This window comes from Laceyella sacchari, assembly GCF_024927925.1.
Lineage (GTDB): Bacteria > Bacillota > Bacilli > Thermoactinomycetales > Thermoactinomycetaceae > Laceyella > Laceyella sacchari.
The window spans coordinates 236,716-259,973 of sequence record NZ_CP103866.1 but is presented as its reverse complement, the minus strand read 5'-3'; the positions used below and the strand labels follow the sequence as shown (position 1 = coordinate 259,973).

The following is a 23,258-nucleotide window of genomic DNA, read 5'->3' as shown; positions in this document are numbered from 1 at the left end:
CCGCATGTGCAGATGATGCCAACAATGGCCTGCTCATGCATAGTCCCCGGAAGAAGGCTCCGGGGGTGTTCGATCATCTTATTTATGCATAAAGCCTTTATAATGGCGTTTGATCAATTGGCTTTCAATTGTTTTCAACGTCTCAAGAGCGACGCCGACAACGATCAGAAGGGATGTTCCACCTATCTGAACCTGCTGCGGCAAGCCCGCCAAGATGATCAGGATGATCGGCAAAATGGACACGGCCGCCAAGAACAGGGCACCCGTCAAGGTCAAGCGGTTCATCACCTTGGTCAGGTAGGCGGTTGTGGCTTTGCCAGGGCGGACACCTGGAATAAATCCACCATTTTTCTTCATCTGATCAGACAATTGAATTGGGTTGAGCTGCACAAACGTATAGAAGTAAGTAAATCCGATGATCAGGATCACGTACAGTGCCATCCCGAGGCTAAACTTGGTGTAGTCAAAGTTGACAATAATCCAATCAGCAACAGGATTGCCTTGCCAGAACTGTGCGATCGTCTGCGGAAACATCAAGAGCGAAAGGGCGAAGATCACAGGAATTACACCAGCAGCATTGGTTTTCATCGGAATGTGGGTCGATTGACCACCATACATTTTACGTCCAACCACACGTTTAGTGTATTGTACCGGGATCTTTCTTACGCCTTGGTGAATGTAGATAACCGCCACAATCAGGATGATTGCAACAAGCAAAACGCCAACCATCTTCAGAATGCCCAGGAACAATTGGTCTTTGTCCTTAAAGAAATCTTCGGCCAAATAGCCCACTTGACCCGGCAGACCAGCGACGATCCCCGCAAAGATCAAAATGGAAATACCATTTCCAATCCCTTTGTCGGTGATTTGCTCACCCATCCACATCAAGAAACAGGTACCCGCTGTCAAGGACAAGGCAATTAAGGAATACGACCACACGCTTTCATCCACAATGAACCCGGCAGCGGCTCTGTTAAACCCGATCGATACCCCGATCGACTGGATAAGGGCCAGCACCACCGTAAAATAACGGGTAAACTGGGCAAGCTTGCGGCGCCCCACTTCCCCTTCTTTCGCCCAGCGCGAAAACGCCGGAATCACATCCATCGAGAGCAATTGGACAACGATCGATGCGGTAATGTAAGGCATAATGCCCATCGCAAAGATGGAGAAGTTTTGTAAGGCATTCCCCGAAAAAGCATTGATGAGATTGAAGACCCCTTGGGTCTCATTCATCATTTGCTGAAGGATATTGGCGTTAGTGTTCGGAACCGGAATGAAGCTTCCGATCCGAAAAACCACTAACATCATCAGGGTAAAAAAGATGCGACGACGAAGATCTTCCACCTTAAAGATGTTTCCCAGGTTCCGAATCATTAGATTACCTCCGTCGCTCCACCAACGGCGTTGATTTTTTCAATCGCAGAGGCAGAGAATTTATGAGCTTTCACGGTAAGTTTCTTGCTCAATTCGCCATTGCCCAGGATTTTTAAACCATCTTTCAAGTTTTTCACAACGCCTTCTTGAACCAAGAGTTCCGGAGTAACAACAGTTCCCTCTTCAAACCGGTTCAAGGTGTCAAGGTTGACAATCGCATACTCCACACGATTTGGGTTGGTAAAGCCGCGTTTCGGCAAACGGCGGTAAATCGGGTTTTGACCACCTTCAAAGCCAGGACGCACACCACCACCGGAGCGGGCATTTTGACCTTTATGACCTTTACCAGCCGTCTTACCTTGGCCTGCAGAAATACCGCGACCAAGACGTTTTTTCTTGTGACGAGATCCTTGGGCAGGTTTCAGCTCGTGCAGTTTCATCCTTCGCACCTCCTCTTCAACAGATCATATCGCTTATTCAGCGATTTCTTTCACTTCCACCAGATGGTTCACTTTTTTAATCATGCCACGAATCGCCGGATTGTCAGCATGGACAACGGTTTGCTCACGTTTCGTCAGACCGAGTGTGCGCAGGGTGACGCGTTGCACTTCCGGACGGCCAATCATACTACGCTTCAGCGTAACTGCCAGCTTCTTAGCCACGGTCATCCCTCCTTAACCCAACAATTCCTCTACGCTTTTGCCGCGCAGTTTTGCTACGTCCTCAGGACGCTTCAAGCTTTCCAATCCCGCCAAAGTTGCGCGAACCATGTTGATCGGGTTGTTGGAACCGGTCGATTTGGTGAGGATGTCGCCCACACCTGCCGCGTTCAACACGTCACGAACAGGTCCGCCCGCAATAACCCCGGTACCTTTGGAAGCCGGTTTCATGATAACTTGGCCAGCGCCGAAACGACCAACCACATCATGCGGGATAGTGTTGCCTTTCAAAGGAACAGTAATCATGTTCTTTTTGGCATCTTCGATACCTTTGCGAATCGCTTCTGGTACCTCAGCCGCTTTGCCGATGCCCGCACCGACTTTGCCTTTGCCGTCGCCAACAACAACCAGCGCGCTGAAGCTGAAACGACGACCACCTTTAACAACCTTCGCTACGCGGTTAATGTTAACCAGCTTTTCGATATACTCGGATTGCGCAGCATCTCTTTTGCGTGGTTTCTCTTGCTTGCTCAAAAGTCTAGACCCCCTTCCCGTGCTCCTTCAGCCAAAGCTTTAACCCGACCATGATAGAGATAACCGCCACGATCGAACACAACTACTTTGTGTCCTTTATCAATCGCGCGTTTTGCAATCATCTCACCAACAATACGTGCCGCTTCAACCGTTCCACCATTCACACCTTTAGCTTGGAACTCCTTATCCAGGGTGGACGCAGAAGCGATCGTGTGACCCACGGTGTCATCAATCAATTGTGCATAAATGTTGTTGGAAGAGCGGAACACGTTCAGACGTGGACGCTCAGCCGTACCAAACAACCGTTTGCGTACACGCAGATGGCGTTTTTTCCGTTTCTTATTGCGATCTTCCTTGCGAATCACGGTCTAGCTCACTCCCTTCTAGTTAGGCGATTCGATTACTTACCAGTTTTACCTTCTTTACGGCGAATAACTTCATCGCTGTATTTAATCCCTTTGCCTTTGTATGGCTCAGGCTCACGAATCTTGCGGATGTTAGCGGCCATTTCGCCGACTTTTTGCTTGTCAATCCCTTTAACTACGATCTGGGTTTGAGATGGTACATCCAACTCAATCCCTTCGAGCGGTGTCACTTCCACTGGGTGGGAGTAACCTACGTTCAACACCAGATTGCTTCCTTTCTTGGAAGCCCGGTATCCGACACCTACCAACTCAAGTGTTTTGGAGAATCCATTGGATACACCTTCAACCATGTTTGCAATCAAGCTGCGGGTGGTTCCATGGAGTGCACGGTGTGTGCGATGATCGCTTGGACGTTCCACGATCAATTCGTTGTTCTCCAACTTGATGGCGATATCGGAATGGAAGTCGCGGGTCAGTGTACCTTTCGGACCTTTCACCGTTACCTTGCCGCCCTCGACTTTCACTTCAACGCCAGCTGGAATAACAACTGGTTTTTTTCCGATACGGGACATTCCGTTCACCTCCATCCGTTAGCCAAATTACCAGATATAAGCGAGTACTTCTCCGCCCACTTTGTTTTGGCGAGCTTCTTTGTCAGTCAAGATGCCTTTGTTCGTAGACAAAATGGCAATACCCAAACCACGCAATACACGTGGAATTTCATTAGATTTTACATAAACACGCAAACCGGGTTTGCTGATCCGTTTCAGCCCGGTAATTACTTTTTCGTTGTTCTGACCGTACTTCAGGAAGATGCGGATAATACCTTGCTTGTTATCTTCGATATATTCAGCATCGCGAATAAATCCTTCACGTTTCAGGATTTCAGCAATCTCCCGTTTTATACGAGACGCAGGGAACTCAACGCTCTCATGGCGAACCATGTTGGCGTTACGAATTCTAGTCAGCATATCTGCAATCGGGTCAGTCATCACCATGCGAAACCCTCCTTCCTATCATCATTACCAGCTTGCTTTTTTAACGCCGGGAATCTGCCCTTTGTAGGCCAACTCACGGAAGCAGATACGACACAGCTTAAACTTGCGCAATACGGAATGTGGACGACCACAACGTTCGCAACGGGTGTAAGCGCGCACTGCAAATTTCGGCTCACGCTTAGCCTTTACGATCATCGACTTCTTGGCCAAGTGATTCCCTCCTTTAATCGTATTTTTAATCCCGTTCGTGACTACTTGCGGAATGGCATACCCATTTGGGTAAGCAGTTCACGAGCTTCTTCATCGGTATTGGCCGTTGTCACGATCACAACGTCCATACCGCGAACTTTATCCACTTTATCGTATGCGATTTCCGGGAAGATCAGCTGTTCTTTCAGACCAAGGGTGTAGTTCCCACGGCCGTCAAACGCTTTTGGGGAAACCCCGCGGAAGTCGCGTACGCGTGGCAGAGCGATGTTCATCAATTTGTCCAAGAAGTGATACATCCGCTCACCACGAAGAGTTACTTTCACACCGATCGGCATGCCTTCACGAAGCTTGAAGCCAGCGATCGATTTTTTCGCACGGGTGATGATTGGCTTTTGACCAGCGATCAACGTCAGGTCTTCTACCGCTCCATCCAACACTTTCGCGTTGGCTACAGCTTCACCCACACCCATGTTGATGACCACTTTCTCAACTTTTGGCACTTGCATAGTAGATTTGTAGTTGAACTTTTTCATGAGGTTGGGAGCAACCTCGTTCAGGTACATCTCTTTCAGACGTGCTGCCACTTTGTGTACCTCCCTTCCTTAAACATTACTTGTCAAGAATTTCGCCAGACTTTTTGGCTACGCGAACTTTTTTCTTCTCACCGTTCTTGCCTTCAACGAATTTGTAACCAATACGAGTCGGTTCTTTCGTTTTTGGATCCTCGATCATCAAATTGGAAACATGGATTGGCGCTTCCTTTTCGATGATGCCACCTTGAGGATTGGCTTGAGTCGGGCGGGAATGCTTCTTCACCATGTTCACACCTTCGACTACCACGCGGTTCTCTTTCGGGAGAACTTTGATCACGCGACCGCGGGTGTAAACCTTTTTGCCGTTTTCAAAGTACGGCGCTTCCTTGCCGCGCATTACGATAACCATATCGCCTTTTTTGATGTGCATGTCTTAAGCACCTCCTTGCATACTGAAGTGGTACCAGCCAAAAAGAACTTTATATTACAGTACTTCCGGTGCCAAAGATACGATTTTCATGAAATCGCGATCACGCAGCTCACGGGCAACAGGTCCAAAGATACGAGTTCCACGTGGGCTTTTATCTTCTTTGATAACAACCGCCGCGTTTTCATCAAAACGGATGTAGGAACCATCTGGACGGCGAGACGGACGAACCGTACGTACCACCACGCACTTCACTACATCACCCTTCTTGACAACGCCACCGGGTGTAGCTTGTTTTACAGAAGCCACGATGATGTCACCGATACCAGCAGTGGACTTTTTGGAGCCACCCAATACACGGATGCACATAACTTCTTTCGCACCAGAGTTGTCAGCGACACGAAGACGTGTTTGAGGTTGGATCATGGTTTTCCCTCCTTCCCGCGTCATTCACGCGTGTCTCAAGTTAGATGATCACTGCTTCTTCAACGACTTCTACCAAACGAAAACGCTTATCTTTGGAAAGCGGACGAGTTTCCATGATTTTTACTACATCGCCGATTTTCGCTTGGTTGTGCTCGTCATGAGCTTTGAATTTTTTCGTGTATTTCACACGCTTACCGTACAGTGGATGTTTCTTATAGGTCTCAACAGCGACAACAATCGTTTTATCCATTTTATCGCTGACCACTTTGCCGACACGTACTTTACGGCGAGTTGTACGCTCGTTCATCCCTGTTTCCTCCTTTCGATTCCCAGTTCGCGCTCCCGCAGAACGGTTTTAGCACGGGCAATCGCCTTGCGAACTTGGCCAATCCGAGCAGGGTTTTCCAATTGCCCAGTGGCCGACTGGAAGCGGAGGTTGAACAGTTCTTCCTTGTACTGTGCGAGCTTTTGCTCAATCTCGGCGGTGGTCAACTCTACTAATTCTTTTGCTTTCATTCGTTACCACCCGCTTCTTCACGTTTTACGAACTTCGTTTTCACCGGCAACTTCATTGCCGCCAGACGCATTGCTTCACGAGCTGTTTCTTCCGGTACTCCGGCCAACTCAAACATGATACGACCTGGTTTTACGACCGCTACCCATTTTTCAGGAGAACCTTTACCGCTACCCATCCGAACCTCAAGCGGCTTTTGGGTGATCGGTTGATCCGGGAAGATCTTGATCCATACTTTACCACCCCGTTTGATGTAACGGGTCATGGCGATACGGGCAGCTTCGATTTGACGGTTCGTAATCCAAGCTGGCTCAAGTGCTTGCAATCCGTACTCGCCGAATGCGACTTCCGTACCGCCTTTTGCCTTCCCTTTCAGGCTCGGACGATGCGGACGGCGGTATTTCACACGTTTAGGCATCAACATAGATTACTCGCCTCCTTCCGCTGCTCCTTTATTTTTGGTTGGCAAAACCTCACCACGGTATACCCATACTTTCACACCAATCCGACCATAAGTGGTGTGCGCTTCCGCAAAACCATAGTCGATGTCAGCGCGCAGGGTGTGAAGTGGTACCGTTCCTTCGCTATAACCTTCGCTACGGGCGATGTCCGCTCCACCCAAACGTCCGCTTACCATCGTGCGGATCCCTTTTGCTCCAGCACGCAAGGAACGTTGAATCGCTTGTTTCATCGCACGGCGGAAAGAAACGCGACGCTCCAATTGTTGCGCGATGCTTTCTGCAACCAGATATGCATCAAGCTCTGGATTTTTGATTTCGTTAATGTTGATGTGAACTTTCTTGTTGGTCAGTTTCGCAAGCTGTTGGCGCAATGCTTCAACTTCCGAACCACCTTTACCGATAACCATCCCTGGCTTCGCGGTGTGGATGCTGATGTTTACGCGGTTGGCTGCGCGCTCAATCTCAACAGTGGAAACCGCTGCGTCTTTCAGCTTGTTTTTCACGAATTCACGGATCTTAATGTCTTCGTGTAATAAATCAGCATAGTCTTTGTCAGCGTACCATTTGGATTCCCAGTCGCGAATCACCCCGACACGCAGACCAACTGGATTTACCTTTTGACCCACAGCTTCATCCCTCCTTGTTCAATAGTTGATTACTTTTCGCTCACAACCACGGTGATGTGGCTGGTGCGTTTGTTAATGCGGCTCGCACGTCCCATAGCACGAGGCATGTAACGCTTCAGTGTTGGACCTTCGTCAACAAACGCTTTCGCTACAACCAGACGGCTGGTGTCCATGTTAAAGTTGTGCTCAGCATTTGCCACAGCAGAAGCGAGTACTTTCTCGATAATCGGAGATGCTGCGCGAGGAGTGAATTTTAAAATCGCGATGGCTTCTTCCACGGACTTACCGCGGATCAAGTCCATTACCAGGCGCGCTTTGCGTGGAGCGATGCGCACATAACGTGCAACAGCTTTAGCTTCCATGTTGTAACCCCCCTCTCTTCAACAAGACCTCTACCGTCTTTTCGTTTTCTTGTCATCAGCGGCGTGACCTTTGTAGGTGCGGGTTGGAACGAACTCACCCAACTTGTGACCTACCATGTCTTCAGTCACGAATACAGGAACATGTTTGCGACCATCATGTACTGCGAAAGTGTGACCGATGAAGTCAGGGAAAATGGTGGAACGGCGAGACCAGGTTTTGATCACTCGCTTTTCACCTTTTTCATTCAGTTCTTCAACCTTTTTAATCAGGTGCGCATCTACAAATGGTCCTTTTTTCAAGCTGCGGCCCATGTAATTAACCTCCCTTCGAGTGAGGCTTTCTCCCAGCCTAGATTACTTCTTGCGACGACGGATAATATATTTGTCAGATGCTTTGTTTTTCTTGCGGGTTTTGTAACCAAGCGTTGGTTTGCCCCATGGGGTCATCGGAGACTTGCGTCCGATTGGCGCGCGACCTTCACCACCACCGTGTGGATGGTCTACCGGGTTCATAACAGAACCGCGAACGGTCGGGCGCTTGCCTAACCAACGAGAACGTCCTGCTTTACCAATGGTGATAAGCTCATGATCCAGGTTACCTACTTGACCTATGGTCGCGCGGCACTCCAGGTTAATCATGCGGGTTTCACCAGAGGTCAGGCGGATGATTGCGTATTTGCCCTCTTTACCCAGAAGTTGTGCAGAAGCACCTGCTGCACGCACCAATTGTCCACCGCGGCCTGGTTTCATCTCAATGTTGTGGATAACGGTACCTACAGGAATGTTTTTCAGTGGCAGTGCGTTACCCACACGGATGTCAGCTTCCGGACCGGACATGATGGTGGTGCCGACTTTCAAGCCATGCGGAGCGAGAATGTAACGTTTTTCACCATCCGCATAATGAATCAGCGCGATGTTGGCAGAACGGTTTGGATCGTACTCGATTGTAGCGACCTTACCTGGGATGCCGTCTTTGTTGCGCTTGAAGTCAATAATACGGTATTTGCGTTTATGACCACCGCCTTGATGACGAACAGTCAACCGACCTTGGTTGTTGCGACCGGCTTTGCGCACCAGCGTAACAAGCAAGGATTTCTCCGGTTTGTCGGTGGTGATTTCTTCGAAAGAAGAAACGGTCATATGACGACGAGATGGAGTCGTTGGTCTAAAATGTTTTACAGCCATGCCTTTTTCCCTCCTTTTTGTTTAGGATAATTACACTTCAAAGATTTCGATCGGTTTGCTGTCGGCAGCCAATGTCACGATCGCTTTCTTTCTTTCGGCAGTACGTCCGGTGTAACGACCGTAGCGTTTCATTTTGCCTGGAACACGCATGGTGTTCACTTGGTCAACTTTCACACCGAAAATTTGCTCAATCGCTTTTTTCACTTCCACTTTGTTGGAACGAGGATCTACTTCAAATACGTATTTTCCTTGCTCCATCATGCCGGTGGAAGCTTCGGTGATGACCGGGCGACGGATAATATCGCGTGGGTCTTTCACTGGCCAAGCACCTCCTCAACGCGATTCACAGCTCCACGAGTGAGAATCAATTTGTCGTGATAGAGGACGTCCAGTACATTGACGCCATCAGCAGTGATGAGTTTCACTCCTGGGATGTTGCGTGCTGCGAGCACTGCGTTGTCTTCCAGGTTGTCAGTAACAACCAACGCTTTTCTTTCTACTCCCAGGTTTTTGAGCACTTGAACCATGTCACGGGTTTTTGGTTGCTCCAGTTTCAGTTCATCCAGTACAACCAATTGGCTGTCGATCACTTTGGAAGCGAGAGCCGATTTGATCGCCAAGCGACGAACCTTTTTAGGCAATTTGTATACATAGGTGCGTGGAGTTGGACCAAATACCACACCACCGCCTACCCATTGCGGAGAACGAATGCTACCTTGACGCGCGCGTCCGGTACCTTTTTGTCTCCATGGTTTTCTACCACCGCCGCGAACAGCTGCACGGTTTTTCACAGCATGGGTGCCACGACGAAGCGATGCTTGTTGCATCACAACGGCATCATGCAATACGGCTTCATTTGGGGTGATGCCGAAAATGGCGTCTGCCAGTTCGATCTCTCCCACTTGTTTACCGCTCATGTCTAAGACTGTTACCTTTGGCATGGATGCTCCTCCTTTCTTTGATCGATCAATTAGCTGCCTTTGACAGCAGATTTGATTACAAGATAGCTATTTTTTGGCCCTGGTACTGCACCTTTGATCAGGAGCAAGTTTTTCTCTGCGTCAACGCGTACGATTTGCAGGTTTTGCGTCGTTACGCGCTCTCCGCCCATGCGTCCTGGCAGGGTTTGGCCTTTAAATACACGTGCCGGGGCAATCGCACCCAAGGAACCAGGACCACGATGATAACGGGAACCGTGGCTCATTGGCCCGCGGGATTGGTTGTGGCGTTTGATCGCACCAGCAAAGCCTTTCCCTTTGGAAGTACCGGTTACATCCACCAGCTCTCCCTCAGAGAAGATGTCGGCTTTAACTACTGCGCCCAATTCATAGTCAGCCAAGTTTACACCGCGGAATTCTTTGATGAATTTTTGCGCCGCCGCGTTTGCTTTTTTGGCATGACCCAATTCCGGTTTGTTCGCACGATGCTCTTTCTTCTCTTCAAAACCGAGCTGAATTGCTTCGTAACCATCATTGGCGATATCTTTCTTTTGCAACACTACGCATGGACCCGCTTCAACAACGGTAACGGGAATAACCACGCCATCTTCGTTGAAGATTTGCGTCATCCCGATCTTTTTACCGAGAATCCCTTTCACTTTGTACACCTCCTACCACTCTAAAGTCAGGATTACAATTTGATTTCAATATCAACACCGGACGGCAAATCCAGTCGCATCAGCGCGTCAACGGTTTGTTGCGTTGGATTCACGATGTCGATGAGGCGTTTATGAGTGCGCATTTCGAATTGCTCACGAGAGTCTTTATATTTGTGAACCGCACGCAAAATCGTGTAAACCGTTTTTTCGGTCGGCAACGGAATCGGACCAGATACGCTGGCTCCGGTGCGCTTAGCGGTATCAACGATTTTCACCGCGGATTGATCCAGCACACGGTGATCGTAAGCCTTTAAACGAATGCGAATCTTTTGTTTTGCCATTGGTAACCCTCCTTCTCGCCCATTTTATTAAATGAACTTCTCCGCGAAAATTTCCCGCCCGGCCATGGCAAAGGGGCCGGGTGTGTCGGCAACCTTTCGCATCATCGCGTTCATGACAACATTCAAGATTATAATGAAAAACAGAGGCTTATGCAAGCTTTTTTCTTTGATTTTGCCGAAACGACACATAAGGAAGTACTTGCCGCCACTTGAAATCCTCTCATGAACACGACGAACTTACAATATTTTACTAGATTGACGCCCCGCTTGCAAGTCATACCTTAAGTCTCCACTACATAGACATCCATAACCATGACAGCTGAAAAAAAAGTCATATATGACAACAGAGACCTACATCCCTGTGCTCCCCCATCCTACACGCGATGAGAGATACAAATGAAAAAGCTGCTAACCCCATAGGGTTAACAGCTTTTATCTGGTTTAGGCGAAATTACTCGATGATAGCGGTAACTGCGCCAGCACCTACGGTACGTCCACCTTCACGGATAGCGAAGCGGGTACCGTCTTCGATCGCGATCGGAGCGATCAGTTCTACTTCCATTTCGATGTTGTCGCCAGGCATGCACATTTCAACGCCTTCTGGCAGTTTGATGATGCCGGTTACGTCAGTCGTACGGAAGTAGAATTGCGGACGGTAGTTGGAGAAGAATGGGGTGTGACGTCCGCCCTCTTCTTTGGACAATACGTAAACTTGAGCTTTAAATTTGGTGTGTGGTTTTACGCTGCCTGGTTTGGACAGTACTTGACCACGTTGGATGTCTTTACGCTCAATACCACGCAGCAGGGCACCGATGTTGTCACCAGCTTGAGCGGATTCGAGCAGTTTGCGGAACATCTCAACACCAGTACATACGGTTTTGCGGGTTTCGCCAAGACCTACGATCTCAACTTCGTCACCCACTTTAACTACACCGCGTTCTACACGACCGGTAGCAACCGTACCACGACCAGTAATGGTGAATACGTCCTCTACCGGCATCAGGAAGCTTTTGTCGGTGTCGCGCTCTGGTTCTGGGATGTACTCGTCTACAGCGTTCATCAGTTCGATGATTTTTTGAGCCCATTCACCAGTTGGATCTTCCAGAGCTTTCAGAGCGGAACCAGCAACTACTGGGATGTCGTCGCCTGGGAATTCGTACTCGGACAGAAGTTCGCGTACTTCCATTTCTACCAGTTCCAGCAACTCTTCGTCGTCAACCATGTCGCATTTGTTCAAGAACACAACGATGTATGGAACGCCTACCTGACGGGAGAGCAAGATGTGTTCACGAGTTTGCGGCATTGGGCCGTCAGCAGCGGATACTACCAGGATCGCGCCGTCCATTTGCGCAGCACCGGTGATCATGTTTTTCACGTAGTCAGCGTGACCTGGGCAGTCAACGTGAGCATAGTGACGTTTGTCGGTTTCATACTCCACGTGTGCGGTGGAGATGGTGATACCGCGCTCTCTTTCTTCTGGAGCTTTGTCGATTTGGTCATAAGCGGTCGCTTCTGCGCCACCTTTTTGTGCCAATACCGTGGTAATAGCAGCGGTCAGAGTGGTTTTACCATGGTCAACGTGACCGATGGTACCAATGTTTACGTGAGGTTTTGTACGCTCAAACTTGGCTTTTGCCATGACTAGGTATCCTCCCTTTACTCATGAAACTAAGTATTATTGTAATAGATATTTGAAAATCCGGGAAGCGGAAAGTTCCCGCTTCACCAGTTTCTCAACCCTTAGAACAAATGGAATTACTCGCCGGAACGCTTCTTCACGATCTCGTCAGCGATGTTGCGCGGTACTTCTTCATAGTGGTCAAACACCATGGAGAACACACCGCGGCCTTGGGTGCGGGAACGCAAGTTACTTACATAACCAAACATTTCCGCCAAAGGCACCATCGCACGAATCACTTGAGCGCCACCGCGTGCTTCCATGCCCTCTACACGACCGCGACGGGAGTTGATGTCACCCATCACGTCACCCATGTAGTCTTCTGGTACCGTGACTTCCACTTTCATCATCGGCTCCAGGAGAACTGGGTTACACTTAGATTTGGCAGCTTTGAGGGCCATCGAACCAGCAATTTTGAACGCCATCTCGGAGGAGTCCACATCGTGGTAAGAACCGTCCACAATGGTCGCGCGAACGTCAACCAACGGGAATCCAGCCAAGACACCGTTTTGCATGGCTTCTTCGATACCTGCTTGAACCGCTGGGATGTATTCTTTCGGAACCACACCACCGACGATTTTGTTGACAAATTCGAAGCCAGCGCCTTCTTCCAATGGTTCGAACTCGATCCATACGTGACCGTATTGACCACGACCACCAGACTGACGAACAAATTTCCCTTCCACCTTCGCAGCAGAGCGGAAAGTTTCTTTGTAAGCAACCTGTGGTGCACCAACGTTGGCTTCCACTTTAAACTCGCGTTTCAAGCGGTCAACAATGATCTCCAGGTGCAACTCACCCATACCAGCGATGATCGTTTGGCCAGTCTCTTCATCGGTCCAAGTTTTGAAAGTCGGGTCCTCTTCAGCCAATTTGGTGAGAGCCAGACCCATTTTGTCTTGGTCCGCTTTCGATTTTGGCTCAATAGCGATCTTGATTACCGGCTCTGGGAACTCCATGGACTCAAGAATGATCGGATTCTTTTCGTCACTGAGGGTTTCACCCGTGGTGGTATCTTTCAAGCCTACTGCAGCGGCGATGTCACCGGCGTAAACTTTGGAGATCTCTTCACGGTGGTTCGCGTGCATTTGCAGGATCCGACCGATCCGCTCACGCTTCCCTTTGGTGGTGTTCATCACATAGGAGCCGGATTCAAGCGTACCCGAGTAAACGCGGAAGAAGGTCAACTTCCCTACGTACGGGTCCGTCATTACTTTGAACGCCAGAGCGGCAAACGGCTCTTCGTCGCTCGATTGACGCACAACTTCCGTACCGTCCGGCAAGGTGCCTTGGATCGCCGGTACATCCAGCGGAGAAGGCAGGTACGCGACTACTGCGTCGAGGAGTGGTTGCACCCCTTTGTTCTTGTAAGAAGAACCGCAGAGAACCGGAGTGATTTTCACTTCACAGGTACCTTTGCGAAGTGTGGAGACAATTTCCTCTTCGGTGAGTTCTTCACCTTCGAGGTATTTCATCATCAGCTCTTCATCCAGCTCAGCCACAGCTTCTACCAGATTGTTGCGGTATTCTTCCGCTTTGTCCGCGTATTCTGCTGGAATCTCGCGAGCTTCCGAAGTGGTACCCAAATCGTCGGTGTAAATGATCGCTTTCATGGTGATAAGGTCAATTACACCTTCGAAAGTTTCTTCAGAGCCGATTGGAATTTGGATCGGTACAGCATTTGCGCCAAGACGCTCACGCATTTGCTCTACCGCACCGTAGAAATCGGCACCGAGAATATCCATTTTGTTGACATACGCAATACGCGGTACGCCATAACGGTCAGCTTGACGCCAAACCGTTTCAGATTGTGGCTCTACGCCACCTTTTGCACAAAAAACACCTACTGCCCCGTCTAATACACGGAGGGAACGCTCTACCTCAACGGTAAAATCAACGTGGCCTGGAGTGTCGATGATGTTGACACGATGACCTTTCCACTGAGCGGTGGTCGCTGCGGATGTAATGGTGATTCCGCGCTCTTGCTCTTGCTCCATCCAGTCCATGGTGGCCGCACCTTCATGCGTCTCACCAATTTTGTGTACGCGACCGGTGTAGAACAGGATACGCTCAGTGGTAGTCGTTTTACCAGCGTCGATGTGAGCCATGATCCCAATGTTACGTGTATTTTGCAAGGAGAATTCGCGTGCCATCGGAAATTTCTCCCTTCATATTGGAAAGAATGTTGTTTACCAGCGATAGTGAGCAAATGCACGGTTGGCTTCTGCCATACGGTGCGTATCTTCTTTCTTCTTCACGGCTGCACCGGTATTGTTCGCTGCATCCATGATCTCGTTAGCCAAACGCTCTTCCATGGTTTTTTCACCGCGCAGACGAGCGTAGCTTACCAACCAACGGAGACCAAGGCTGGTGCGACGTTCTGGTTTCACCTCTACTGGTACTTGGTAGTTGGCACCACCCACACGGCGAGCTTTAACCTCCAGTACAGGCATTACGTTTTTCAGTGCTTGTTCAAACACTTCCATCGGATCGTTACCGGAACGTTCGCGAATGATATCGAATGCATTGTACAAAATGCGTTGTGCAGTGCCTTTCTTACCGTCATACATCAAGCGGTTGATGAGACGGGTCACCAGCTTGCTGTTGTAAATCGGATCTGGCAGTGCATCCCGACGAGCTACTGGGCCTTTACGTGGCATGCTTCTCCCTCCTTTTCCTCGTTGTTCTATGCTGAATCAGTTGCATTATTTCTTAGGACGTTTCGCTCCGTATTTGGAACGTGCTTGGTTACGGTTAGCTACCCCTGCGGTGTCAAGCGCACCACGAACGATGTGGTAACGAACCCCTGGCAAGTCTTTTACACGACCACCACGGATCAACACAACACTGTGCTCTTGCAGGTTGTGGCCGATACCCGGGATGTATGCGGTAACCTCCGTGCCGTTGGTCAAACGAACACGCGCATATTTACGCAAAGCGGAGTTAGGTTTTTTAGGAGTCATGGTGCCCACACGAGTGCAAACACCGCGTTTTTGCGGAGCGCTTTGTGGCACAACCTCTTTCTTCATGGTGTTGTAGGTGTACTGCAACGCCGGAGATTTGGACTTCTTGATTTTAGCTTTGCGACCTTTGCGCACGAGCTGGTTCATTGTTGGCATGACTGGCACCCCCTTCTGAGTTTGGTTATATCTCTTCAAGACCACAGAACCAGGTGTTTCATCTGTGGCCGAAAAAAATCGGAACGACGAGACTTTTTATGAAAGTTGATCACGCCCACCATCGTGGGACGCGATCAACGATAATTTTCTGTCGCTCACAATCATTTTAAAACCGCTGCCGTCGCAGCGCCCACTTCAATGCCGCAAGCTTTGCCAAGTTGCTTCATTGATTCAACGTGGATGACATGAATGCCGCGATCCTTGCAAAGCTTCAGGATCGGGTAAATGATTTGCGGATCCGCATCATCTGCAACAAGTACTTCGAGCGCTCGGCCTTGCTCAATGGCCTTCTTCGTTTGCTTGGTGCCGATCGTTAACGATTCTGCTTGTATCACTTTTTCATAAGACATTGAATCGCCCTCCAAAGTGAATAATTCCCAAGCACACGAAGATATATTAACATCTCGCCTGGGCAAAGTCAACAATTAACTCTACTTAACAAGCATCGTCTCTTTGCCGGCTTGGTCCGATTCAGTTTTTTCACCAACAATCTCATACGTTTGGTTGCGATAGCGGGAAATACCGGTTCCAGCGGGAATCAGCTTCCCGATGATGACGTTCTCCTTCAGACCCAAGAGCCCATCCAATTTGCCCTTGATCGCCGCATCGGTCAAGACCCGTGTGGTTTCTTGGAACGATGCCGCTGACAGGTAAGACTCTGTTTCCAACGAAGCCTTGGTGATCCCCAACAGGACAGGGCGGGCAACAGCCGCATCTCCGCCGTTCAACAGCACTTTGCGGTTAGCCGCTTCATATTCGTGAATGTCGACGACTGCGCCCGGCAACAAATCGGTCGTACCCGCATCGGTAATCCGTACCTTGCGCATCATCTGCCGAATCATCACTTCTACGTGCTTGTCGTTAATTTCCACCCCTTGCAGGCGGTAAACCTTCTGCACTTCTTGGAGGATGTAGCGTTGCACGCCAGCCACTCCTTTAATGCGCAGAAGCTCTTTCGGGTCAACAGAACCCTCTGTCAACTCGTCACCAGCGTTGACATAATCTCCGACTGAAACACGCAGGCGGGAACCATATGGGACGGGATGAATTTTGGACTCCACGTCTCCTTTGATCTCGATTTCACGACGGTCTTTGGTTTCACGAATGTCGACAACTTCCCCGGCAATCTCGCTGATCACCGCTTGCCCCTTCGGATTGCGCGCTTCAAACAGCTCCTGAATCCGCGGCAAACCTTGGGTGATGTCGTCACCCGCAACCCCACCGGTGTGGAAGGTACGCATCGTCAGCTGGGTACCAGGCTCACCAATCGACTGTGCGGCGATAATGCCGACAGCTTCGCCGATTTCCACCGGTGTGCCCAAGGCCAAGTTGCGGCCGTAGCATTTTTTGCAAACACCGTGTTTGGTGCGACAGGTAAGAACCGAGCGAATCGTAACTTCTTTCAGACCTGCTTCGACGATTTTGTTAGCGATCTCTTCGTCGATCATCTCATTGATGCCGACAATAACTTCACCTGTTTCCGGATGGCGAACCGTTTGGAAAGCAAACCGTCCTACAAGACGATCATATAAGTTTTCAATCACTTCGTTTCCATCAGCGATCGCACTTACAGTCATTCCCCGGTCGGTGCCGCAATCTTCTTCACGTACGATCACATCTTGCGCCACGTCTACCAGACGGCGGGTCAAGTAACCCGAGTCAGCCGTTCTCAGCGCGGTATCCGCCAAACCTTTTCGCGCACCGTGGGTGGAGATGAAGTACTCCAATACGGTCAACCCTTCACGGAAGTTGGTACGGATCGGTTGCTCGATAATCCGTCCGGATGGGTTGGCCATCAGACCCCGCATCCCTGCCAACTGGGTGATCTGGGACACGTTACCCCGCGCACCAGAATGCGCCATCATGTAAATCGGGTTATATTTACCCATGTTTTCCATGAGCACTTTCGTGATCTGATCCTTCGAGCGGCTCCAGATGGAGATGACGCGCTCGTACCGTTCGTCTTCGGTAATCAAACCACGGCGGTATTGCTTCATCACTTTGGCGACATCCTCTTCCGCTTGCGCCAAGATCGCTTTCTTTTCCTCCGGCACATTTACGTCAGAGACTGACATCGTGATCCCCGCTTTGGTAGAGAACTTATAGCCAAGTTCTTTCACCCGGTCGAGGATTTCCGACGTAGTGGTCGTACCGAAACGGCGGAAGCACTCTGCGATCACCGCACCCAAATCCTTTTTGGTCAGGGCGCCCGGATCATCCATCTTACTGATAAATTCGCGGACATTCACGCCTTTTTCAAAGATGAAGTATTTATCCGGAGTGCTTACAAAGTTCTTTTTGCCCGGTTCGCAGATGTATGGGAACTCTTCGGGGAAGATCTCGTTGAAGATCAGCTTACCCGGAGTCGTCACCAACAAGCTATTTTTCTGCGCTTCAGTGAAAGAGGTTTTCTTCACATTGCGCGCTGGAATGGCAATGCGGGAATGCAGGCTGACGTAACCATGCTGGTAAGCGTTGATGGCTTCGGAGATCGAATAAAAGATCGAGCCTTCCCCTTTTTCGCCAGCCTTCTCGATGGTCAAGTAGTAGCAACCCAATACCATATCCTGAGACGGGGTTACAACCGGCTTACCGTCTTTCGGGTTCAAGATGTTTTGTGCCGCCAGCATCAACAGGCGAGCTTCCGCTTGCGCCTCTGCAGATAGTGGTACGTGCACAGCCATTTGGTCTCCGTCGAAGTCAGCGTTATACGCCGTACATACGAGCGGATGGAGACGAATGGCGCGCCCTTCTACGAGAATCGGCTCAAATGCTTGAATTCCCAAACGGTGAAGCGTGGGCGCCCGGTTGAGGAGCACAGGATGCTCCTTGATCACTTCTTCCAACACATCCCACACTTCGGGGTGAACGCGCTCCACTTTGCGTTTGGCGCTCTTAATGTTGTGCGCGAGCCCTTTCGCCACCAACTCTTTCATCACAAACGGCTTAAACAGTTCCAGCGCCATTTCTTTTGGCAAACCGCATTGGTACATTTTCAGATACGGGCCGACAACGATAACGGAACGGCCAGAGTAGTCAACACGTTTCCCAAGCAGGTTTTGCCGGAAACGGCCCTGCTTCCCTTTCAGCATGTGGGAGAGAGACTTGAGTGGGCGATTCCCCGGCCCGGTAACCGGACGACCGCGACGACCGTTATCGATCAGCGCGTCAACCGCTTCTTGCAACATCCGTTTTTCGTTTTGCACGATGATATCCGGTGCACCCAAGTCGAGCAGGCGTTTTAACCGGTTGTTACGGTTGATCACACGGCGGTAAAGATCGTTCAAGTCGGATGTGGCAAAACGGCCACCATCCAATTGCACCATCGGCCGCAACTCCGGCGGAATAACCGGCAACACATCAAGAATCATCCAATCCGGAGAATTGCCGGAAGCACGGAAGGCTTCCAACACTTCCAAGCGCTTGATTGCGCGGTTGCGCCGTTGCCCTTGCGCCGTCTGCAACTCTTCTTTCAGGCTTTCTACCTCTTTGTCGAGGTCGATCTCTTGCAACAGACGCTTAATCGCTTCCGCACCCATCATCGCCGTAAAGGCGGTACCGTATTTTTCACGATAAGCGCGGAATTCTTTTTCAGACAGGAGCTGTTTCTTCTCCAACGGGGTCGGACCCGGGTCCACAACCACATAGGAGGCGAAATAAATAACTTCCTCCAATGAGCGGGGAGACATGTCCAATACAAGACCCATTCGGCTCGGAATCCCTTTGAAATACCAGATATGGGATACCGGTGCAGCCAACTCAATATGGCCCATCCGTTCACGACGCACTTTGGCACGGGTCACTTCCACGCCGCATCGGTCACAGACTACCCCTTTGTAACGAACGCGTTTGTATTTACCGCAGTGACACTCCCAATCTTTGGTCGGTCCAAAGATCTTCTCACAGAACAAACCTTCTTTTTCCGGTTTGAGCGTGCGATAATTGATTGTTTCCGGCTTTTTAACCTCACCGCGAGACCAAGAGCGGATTTTTTCAGGAGAGGCGAGGCCGATTTTCATATACTCAAAGTTGTTTACATCCAACATTGGGCGATTCCTCCCTCAGGATTCATCCCGTTGCATGCACAGGGGCGCGCATCACGCCCCCTGCATGCGACGATCAAGAGTTTGAGTGAGCAGTATCCTCCTCAAGCAGATCAAAACCGAGCTTATCACTTGCCGATTCCTCATCCTCATCCAATTCACGCATCTCAATTTCTTGCTCGTCTTCGGAAAGGATCTTCACATCCATACCCAAGCTTTGCAACTCTTTGATCAATACCTTGAATGATTCAGGCACTCCCGGCTCCGGCACGTTTTCACCTTTGACAATGGACTCGTAGGTTTTTACGCGGCCGACAACGTCGTCTGATTTGACCGTGAGAATCTCTTGCAGTGTGTGCGCGGCACCATATGCTTCCAGCGCCCACACCTCCATCTCACCAAACCGTTGTCCACCAAATTGCGCTTTACCACCGAGCGGTTGCTGGGTAACCAAGGAGTAAGGACCTGTGGAACGCGCGTGAATTTTGTCATCAACCATGTGCGCCAGTTTGATCATGTACATGACCCCAACGGTGACGCGATTTTCAAACGGCTCTCCCGTGCGTCCATCATAAAGAATCGTTTTGCCGTCTTCATCCAAGCCAGCTTCTTTCAACGTTTCAAACACATCGTTTTCAGTTGCCCCGTCAAAGACTGGCGTAGCCATATGCAGGTTTAGTGCTTTGGCCGCCATGCCCAAGTGAACCTCAAGCACCTGACCGATATTCATCCGCGACGGAACACCCAGCGGGTTCAAGACAACTTGAACTGGCGTACCATCCGGCAAAAATGGCATGTCCTCTTCAGGCATGATCCGGGCAATAACCCCTTTGTTACCGTGGCGTCCAGCCATTTTGTCCCCTTCGGAGATTTTCCGTTTCTGTGCGATGTAGACGCGCACCAATTGATTCACACCTGGCGGCAACTCATCGCCGTTTTCACGGGTGAAGACTTTTACGTCTACGACGATTCCGTCTTGACCATGTGGCACACGGAGTGACGTATCGCGAACTTCCCGTGCTTTCTCACCGAAGATCGCGTGCAGCAGCCGTTCTTCCGCAGTCAGTTCGGTCACCCCTTTTGGCGTCACCTTCCCAACCAGGATATCTCCCGGCTTGATCTCTGCACCAACGCGAATAATTCCGCGCTCATCGAGGTTTTTGAGGGCATCTTCACCCACGTTTGGAATGTCGCGGGTAATTTCTTCCGGCCCCAGCTTGGTGTCTCTCGCTTCACTTTCCAACTTCTCAATGTGAATCGAGGTATAGACGTCTTCCTTCACCAATTTCTCGCTCAGCAAAATGGCATCCTCGTAGTTGTAACCTTCCCAAGTCATGAAGGCTACCACAACGTTGCGTCCCAATGCCATTTCCCCTTGCTCGGTGGATGGACCATCCGCCAGGACATCGCCCACTTTTACTTTTTCCCCCGTGCGGACAACCGGCCGTTGGTTGATGCAAGTGCCTTGGTTGGAACGAGAGAACTTGGTGAGCTTGTATTTATCAATGTCCCCTTCAATCAGGCGACCGTCAATTTCTTGCTCTTGCCGTACCCAAATTTCGTCCGCGGATACACGGACAACCGTACCCGGCCGTTTCGCACGAACCATCACGCCAGAGTCACGCGCAGCCACGTGTTCCATACCCGTTCCAATGAACGGCGCTTCCGGTCTCAACAACGGCACCGCTTGCCGCTGCATGTTTGAACCCATCAGCGCGCGGTTGGAGTCGTCGTTCTCCAAGAAGGGGATGCATGCCGTAGCCACGGACACAACCTGTTTAGGCGAAACGTCCATATAATCCACTCGGTCGCGAGGGACGTTGATAATCTCCGAACGGTGGCGGACCGTCACCATATCATCGGCGAAAGTGTTGTCTTCATTAAGTGGTGCGTTAGCCTGCGCCACATAGTAGTTGTCCTCTTCATCCGCCGTGAGGAAATCAATCCGATCCGTCACCTGACCCGTATCGGGATCAACGTGACGATAGGGGGTTTCGATAAAGCCATACTCATTGACACGCGCAAACGTCGACAAGGAGTTGATCAAACCGATGTTCGGACCCTCAGGAGTTTCGATCGGACACATCCGACCATAGTGTGAGTGGTGAACGTCACGCACTTCAAACCCAGCGCGCTCCCGGGTCAAACCACCAGGACCAAGCGCCGACAGACGGCGTTTGTGAGTCAGCTCAGCCAACGGGTTGGTTTGGTCCATGAACTGAGACAACTGGCTGCTACCGAAGAACTCTTTAATTGCCGCGATGACCGGACGAATATTGATCAACGCTTGCGGTGTAATCGCGTTGGCGTCTTGAATCGACATCCGTTCGCGCACTACCCGCTCCATCCGTGACAAACCGATACGGAACTGGTTTTGCAACAGTTCCCCTACAGAACGCAGACGCCGGTTGCCCAAATGGTCGATATCATCCGTGCTTCCCACTCCGTACAACAAATTGACGAAATAGCTGATCGAAGCGATGATGTCGGATGGGGTAATATGTTTGATCTCATCAGACACTTCTGCGTTGGAGATCACTTTGGTCACTTTGCTCTCATCATTGGGCGCAAAGATGTGCACAGCTTGCAACGAGATCGGTCCATCATCGGGAACGCCTCCACGCACTTTGTACTCCTTGCGGCCAAATGCCTTCTCGCCTGTCAGATACGGAAGGAGTTTGTCCAGGACGCGGCGTTCCAGCACCGTCCCAGCTTCAGCCAAGATCTCACCTGTTTCCGGATTTACGACAGGCTCAGCCAGCTTCTGGTTGAGCAAACGATTTTTGATGTGCAGTTTTTTATTAATTTTATAACGTCCCACAGCTGCCAAATCATAGCGCTTCGGATCGAAGAACCGTGCGTATAAGAGGCTGCGAGCGTTTTCCGCTGTTGGCGGCTCGCCTGGACGCAAACGTTCGTAGATTTCAATCAGTGCTTTTTCAGTATTTCCTGTGTTGTCTTTGTCCAGGGTGTTACGAATGTATTCGTCATCCCCCAGCAAATCGATGATTTCCGCATCGCTACTAAAACCAAGCGCACGTAACAGAACCGTCACAGGAATCTTGCGCGTACGGTCGATGCGAACATATATAATATCTTTGGCGTCGGTTTCAAACTCCAGCCACGCACCGCGGTTAGGGATCACCGTCGCCGTGTAAGTTGTTTTCCCGTTCTTGTCCGCTTTCGTGTTATAATACACACTAGGTGAACGCACCAACTGGCTGACGATTACGCGTTCCGCGCCATTGATGATAAAGGTACCCGTTTCGGTCATGAGCGGGAAGTCGCCCATAAAGACTTCTTGCTCTTTTACTTCGCCCGTCTCTTTGTTGATGAGGCGCACTTTGACACGAAGCGGTGCAGCAAAGGTCACCTGATGATTTTTCGCCTCTTCAACGGTGTATTTTGGTTCACCCAGGCTATAGTCGATAAACTCCAGCACAAGGTTACCGGTAAAATCCTCGATTGGCGAAATATCGCGGAACATTTCTCGTAAACCAACATCAAGGAACCAGTCATAAGACTTTTGCTGAATCTCAATCAGATTCGGCAGCTCGAGAACCTCATTAATGCGAGCATAGCTACGACGTTGCCGACGACCACATGGGATCATTTTACCAGCCAAACAAACTCCCCCCTCGCATCCAGTCGAAAGCCGCTCAATATTAGCGACTAATCACGGTAAAAAAAGAAAATGAGTGAATACGCAACCTCATTTTACCTAGAAGCAGTCTATTTACCTA

Annotated in this window: 29 protein-coding genes; all 29 read right to left on the bottom strand. The window is 50.1% G+C overall.

What is annotated here, in order from left to right; all coding sequences use genetic code 11:
* Positions 1 to 78 precede the first annotated feature (78 nt).
* A complete protein-coding gene (gene secY / locus NYR52_RS01305; RefSeq protein WP_022738888.1) occupies positions 79 to 1,377 on the bottom strand; it encodes a preprotein translocase subunit SecY in 1,299 nt (432 codons plus the stop codon).
* Positions 1,377 to 1,817 carry a 50S ribosomal protein L15 gene (gene rplO, locus NYR52_RS01300; protein ID WP_054095565.1) on the bottom strand — a complete coding sequence of 147 codons (441 nt, stop codon included), beginning with the start codon at positions 1,815 to 1,817 and terminating at the stop codon, positions 1,377 to 1,379. Before rplO ends, secY begins: the two co-directional genes overlap by 1 nt.
* A gap of 33 nt (positions 1,818 to 1,850) precedes the next feature.
* Positions 1,851 to 2,045: a 50S ribosomal protein L30 gene (gene rpmD / locus NYR52_RS01295; RefSeq protein WP_102991335.1), complete on the bottom strand. Its 195-nt coding sequence runs from the start codon at positions 2,043 to 2,045 to the stop codon at positions 1,851 to 1,853.
* Between the two features lie 6 nt (positions 2,046 to 2,051).
* The gene (gene rpsE / locus NYR52_RS01290) at positions 2,052 to 2,519 is read right to left on the bottom strand and encodes a 30S ribosomal protein S5 (protein WP_029072149.1); all 468 of its coding nucleotides are present in this window, start codon (positions 2,517 to 2,519) and stop codon (positions 2,052 to 2,054) included.
* A 47-nt stretch (positions 2,520 to 2,566) separates the two neighbouring features.
* Positions 2,567 to 2,935 (bottom strand): 50S ribosomal protein L18, encoded by a 369-nt coding sequence (gene rplR / locus NYR52_RS01285; protein ID WP_022738883.1) that lies wholly within the window; start codon positions 2,933 to 2,935, stop codon positions 2,567 to 2,569.
* A 35-nt stretch (positions 2,936 to 2,970) separates the two neighbouring features.
* Entirely contained in the window at positions 2,971 to 3,507 is a 537-nt protein-coding gene (gene rplF / locus NYR52_RS01280; RefSeq protein ID WP_022738882.1) for a 50S ribosomal protein L6, read from the bottom strand.
* Positions 3,508 to 3,534: 27 nt separating this feature from the next.
* A complete protein-coding gene (gene rpsH, locus NYR52_RS01275; protein ID WP_022738880.1) occupies positions 3,535 to 3,933 on the bottom strand; it encodes a 30S ribosomal protein S8 in 399 nt (132 codons plus the stop codon).
* Positions 3,934 to 3,957: 24 nt separating this feature from the next.
* Positions 3,958 to 4,143, bottom strand: coding sequence for a type Z 30S ribosomal protein S14 (locus tag NYR52_RS01270; protein ID WP_022738879.1), 186 nt, complete (start codon positions 4,141 to 4,143; stop codon positions 3,958 to 3,960).
* Positions 4,144 to 4,184: 41 nt separating this feature from the next.
* Positions 4,185 to 4,727, bottom strand: coding sequence for a 50S ribosomal protein L5 (gene rplE, locus NYR52_RS01265; RefSeq protein WP_022738878.1), 543 nt, complete (start codon positions 4,725 to 4,727; stop codon positions 4,185 to 4,187).
* A 25-nt stretch (positions 4,728 to 4,752) separates the two neighbouring features.
* The gene (rplX, locus tag NYR52_RS01260; RefSeq protein WP_022738877.1) at positions 4,753 to 5,106 is read right to left on the bottom strand and encodes a 50S ribosomal protein L24; all 354 of its coding nucleotides are present in this window, start codon (positions 5,104 to 5,106) and stop codon (positions 4,753 to 4,755) included.
* 54 nt (positions 5,107 to 5,160) lie between these two features.
* Positions 5,161 to 5,529: a 50S ribosomal protein L14 gene (rplN, locus tag NYR52_RS01255; RefSeq protein WP_022738875.1), complete on the bottom strand. Its 369-nt coding sequence runs from the start codon at positions 5,527 to 5,529 to the stop codon at positions 5,161 to 5,163.
* Between the two features lie 40 nt (positions 5,530 to 5,569).
* On the bottom strand, positions 5,570 to 5,836 hold the full coding sequence (rpsQ, locus tag NYR52_RS01250) for a 30S ribosomal protein S17 (protein ID WP_022738874.1): 267 nt from the start codon (positions 5,834 to 5,836) through the stop codon (positions 5,570 to 5,572).
* Entirely contained in the window at positions 5,833 to 6,045 is a 213-nt protein-coding gene (gene rpmC / locus NYR52_RS01245) for a 50S ribosomal protein L29 (protein WP_022738873.1), read from the bottom strand. Before rpmC ends, rpsQ begins: the two co-directional genes overlap by 4 nt.
* On the bottom strand, positions 6,042 to 6,467 hold the full coding sequence (gene rplP, locus NYR52_RS01240) for a 50S ribosomal protein L16 (RefSeq protein ID WP_022738871.1): 426 nt from the start codon (positions 6,465 to 6,467) through the stop codon (positions 6,042 to 6,044). The genes rpmC and rplP overlap by 4 nt, the downstream gene beginning before the upstream one ends.
* 3 nt (positions 6,468 to 6,470) lie before the next feature.
* On the bottom strand, positions 6,471 to 7,130 hold the full coding sequence (gene rpsC, locus NYR52_RS01235; protein ID WP_022738870.1) for a 30S ribosomal protein S3: 660 nt from the start codon (positions 7,128 to 7,130) through the stop codon (positions 6,471 to 6,473).
* A 29-nt stretch (positions 7,131 to 7,159) separates the two neighbouring features.
* Positions 7,160 to 7,492, bottom strand: a complete 333-nt coding sequence (gene rplV, locus NYR52_RS01230; RefSeq protein ID WP_022738869.1) for a 50S ribosomal protein L22 — start codon at positions 7,490 to 7,492, stop codon at positions 7,160 to 7,162.
* Between the two features lie 30 nt (positions 7,493 to 7,522).
* Complete coding sequence (gene rpsS, locus NYR52_RS01225; RefSeq protein WP_022738868.1) at positions 7,523 to 7,804, bottom strand: 30S ribosomal protein S19; 282 nt, start codon at positions 7,802 to 7,804, stop codon at positions 7,523 to 7,525.
* A gap of 42 nt (positions 7,805 to 7,846) precedes the next feature.
* Complete coding sequence (gene rplB / locus NYR52_RS01220) at positions 7,847 to 8,677, bottom strand: 50S ribosomal protein L2 (RefSeq protein WP_022738866.1); 831 nt, start codon at positions 8,675 to 8,677, stop codon at positions 7,847 to 7,849.
* 30 nt (positions 8,678 to 8,707) lie between these two features.
* Positions 8,708 to 8,995: a 50S ribosomal protein L23 gene (gene rplW, locus NYR52_RS01215; protein WP_132223235.1), complete on the bottom strand. Its 288-nt coding sequence runs from the start codon at positions 8,993 to 8,995 to the stop codon at positions 8,708 to 8,710.
* Positions 8,992 to 9,618: a 50S ribosomal protein L4 gene (gene rplD, locus NYR52_RS01210; RefSeq protein ID WP_259436147.1), complete on the bottom strand. Its 627-nt coding sequence runs from the start codon at positions 9,616 to 9,618 to the stop codon at positions 8,992 to 8,994. The genes rplW and rplD overlap by 4 nt, the downstream gene beginning before the upstream one ends.
* A 29-nt stretch (positions 9,619 to 9,647) precedes the next feature.
* Positions 9,648 to 10,274, bottom strand: coding sequence for a 50S ribosomal protein L3 (rplC, locus tag NYR52_RS01205; protein WP_022738863.1), 627 nt, complete (start codon positions 10,272 to 10,274; stop codon positions 9,648 to 9,650).
* A 32-nt stretch (positions 10,275 to 10,306) separates the two neighbouring features.
* A complete protein-coding gene (rpsJ, locus tag NYR52_RS01200; RefSeq protein WP_029072148.1) occupies positions 10,307 to 10,615 on the bottom strand; it encodes a 30S ribosomal protein S10 in 309 nt (102 codons plus the stop codon).
* A 451-nt stretch (positions 10,616 to 11,066) separates the two neighbouring features.
* A complete protein-coding gene (tuf, locus tag NYR52_RS01195) occupies positions 11,067 to 12,254 on the bottom strand; it encodes an elongation factor Tu (protein ID WP_132223232.1) in 1,188 nt (395 codons plus the stop codon).
* A gap of 116 nt (positions 12,255 to 12,370) precedes the next feature.
* Complete coding sequence (gene fusA, locus NYR52_RS01190; protein WP_132223229.1) at positions 12,371 to 14,446, bottom strand: elongation factor G; 2,076 nt, start codon at positions 14,444 to 14,446, stop codon at positions 12,371 to 12,373.
* Between the two features lie 36 nt (positions 14,447 to 14,482).
* Positions 14,483 to 14,953: a 30S ribosomal protein S7 gene (gene rpsG, locus NYR52_RS01185; RefSeq protein WP_022738859.1), complete on the bottom strand. Its 471-nt coding sequence runs from the start codon at positions 14,951 to 14,953 to the stop codon at positions 14,483 to 14,485.
* A gap of 45 nt (positions 14,954 to 14,998) precedes the next feature.
* Positions 14,999 to 15,412: a 30S ribosomal protein S12 gene (rpsL, locus tag NYR52_RS01180; protein ID WP_022738858.1), complete on the bottom strand. Its 414-nt coding sequence runs from the start codon at positions 15,410 to 15,412 to the stop codon at positions 14,999 to 15,001.
* Between the two features lie 161 nt (positions 15,413 to 15,573).
* Positions 15,574 to 15,822 carry a 50S ribosomal protein L7ae-like protein gene (locus NYR52_RS01175; protein WP_022738856.1) on the bottom strand — a complete coding sequence of 83 codons (249 nt, stop codon included), beginning with the start codon at positions 15,820 to 15,822 and terminating at the stop codon, positions 15,574 to 15,576.
* An 81-nt stretch (positions 15,823 to 15,903) separates the two neighbouring features.
* Positions 15,904 to 19,518, bottom strand: coding sequence for a DNA-directed RNA polymerase subunit beta' (gene rpoC, locus NYR52_RS01170; protein ID WP_132223226.1), 3,615 nt, complete (start codon positions 19,516 to 19,518; stop codon positions 15,904 to 15,906).
* Positions 19,519 to 19,591: 73 nt separating this feature from the next.
* Positions 19,592 to 23,128, bottom strand: a complete 3,537-nt coding sequence (gene rpoB, locus NYR52_RS01165; RefSeq protein ID WP_375163190.1) for a DNA-directed RNA polymerase subunit beta — start codon at positions 23,126 to 23,128, stop codon at positions 19,592 to 19,594.
* Positions 23,129 to 23,258 lie beyond the last annotated feature (130 nt).

What these genes read in the sequence shown, in the direction of transcription:
- secY (WP_022738888.1), bottom strand. Translation starts at nt 1,377, where the DNA reads ATGATTCGGAACCTGGGAAACATCTTTAAGGTGGAAGATCTTCGTCGT.
- rplO (WP_054095565.1), bottom strand. Translation starts at nt 1,817, where the DNA reads ATGAAACTGCACGAGCTGAAACCTGCCCAAGGATCTCGTCACAAGAAA.
- rpmD (WP_102991335.1), bottom strand. Translation starts at nt 2,045, where the DNA reads ATGACCGTGGCTAAGAAGCTGGCAGTTACGCTGAAGCGTAGTATGATT.
- rplF (WP_022738882.1), bottom strand. Translation starts at nt 3,507, where the DNA reads ATGTCCCGTATCGGAAAAAAACCAGTTGTTATTCCAGCTGGCGTTGAA.
- rpsH (WP_022738880.1), bottom strand. Translation starts at nt 3,933, where the DNA reads ATGGTGATGACTGACCCGATTGCAGATATGCTGACTAGAATTCGTAAC.
- rplX (WP_022738877.1), bottom strand. Translation starts at nt 5,106, where the DNA reads ATGCACATCAAAAAAGGCGATATGGTTATCGTAATGCGCGGCAAGGAA.
- rplN (WP_022738875.1), bottom strand. Translation starts at nt 5,529, where the DNA reads ATGATCCAACCTCAAACACGTCTTCGTGTCGCTGACAACTCTGGTGCG.
- rpsQ (WP_022738874.1), bottom strand. Translation starts at nt 5,836, where the DNA reads ATGAACGAGCGTACAACTCGCCGTAAAGTACGTGTCGGCAAAGTGGTC.
- rpmC (WP_022738873.1), bottom strand. Translation starts at nt 6,045, where the DNA reads ATGAAAGCAAAAGAATTAGTAGAGTTGACCACCGCCGAGATTGAGCAA.
- rplP (WP_022738871.1), bottom strand. Translation starts at nt 6,467, where the DNA reads ATGTTGATGCCTAAACGTGTGAAATACCGCCGTCCGCATCGTCCGAGC.
- rplV (WP_022738869.1), bottom strand. Translation starts at nt 7,492, where the DNA reads ATGGAAGCTAAAGCTGTTGCACGTTATGTGCGCATCGCTCCACGCAAA.
- rpsS (WP_022738868.1), bottom strand. Translation starts at nt 7,804, where the DNA reads ATGGGCCGCAGCTTGAAAAAAGGACCATTTGTAGATGCGCACCTGATT.
- rplB (WP_022738866.1), bottom strand. Translation starts at nt 8,677, where the DNA reads ATGGCTGTAAAACATTTTAGACCAACGACTCCATCTCGTCGTCATATG.
- rplD (WP_259436147.1), bottom strand. Translation starts at nt 9,618, where the DNA reads ATGCCAAAGGTAACAGTCTTAGACATGAGCGGTAAACAAGTGGGAGAG.
- rpsJ (WP_029072148.1), bottom strand. Translation starts at nt 10,615, where the DNA reads ATGGCAAAACAAAAGATTCGCATTCGTTTAAAGGCTTACGATCACCGT.
- tuf (WP_132223232.1), bottom strand. Translation starts at nt 12,254, where the DNA reads ATGGCAAAAGCCAAGTTTGAGCGTACAAAACCTCACGTAAACATTGGT.
- fusA (WP_132223229.1), bottom strand. Translation starts at nt 14,446, where the DNA reads ATGGCACGCGAATTCTCCTTGCAAAATACACGTAACATTGGGATCATG.
- rpsG (WP_022738859.1), bottom strand. Translation starts at nt 14,953, where the DNA reads ATGCCACGTAAAGGCCCAGTAGCTCGTCGGGATGCACTGCCAGATCCG.
- rpsL (WP_022738858.1), bottom strand. Translation starts at nt 15,412, where the DNA reads ATGCCAACAATGAACCAGCTCGTGCGCAAAGGTCGCAAAGCTAAAATC.
- NYR52_RS01175 (WP_022738856.1), bottom strand. Translation starts at nt 15,822, where the DNA reads ATGTCTTATGAAAAAGTGATACAAGCAGAATCGTTAACGATCGGCACC.
- rpoC (WP_132223226.1), bottom strand. Translation starts at nt 19,518, where the DNA reads ATGTTGGATGTAAACAACTTTGAGTATATGAAAATCGGCCTCGCCTCT.
- rpoB (WP_375163190.1), bottom strand. Translation starts at nt 23,128, where the DNA reads ATGATCCCATGTGGTCGTCGGCAACGTCGTAGCTATGCTCGCATTAAT.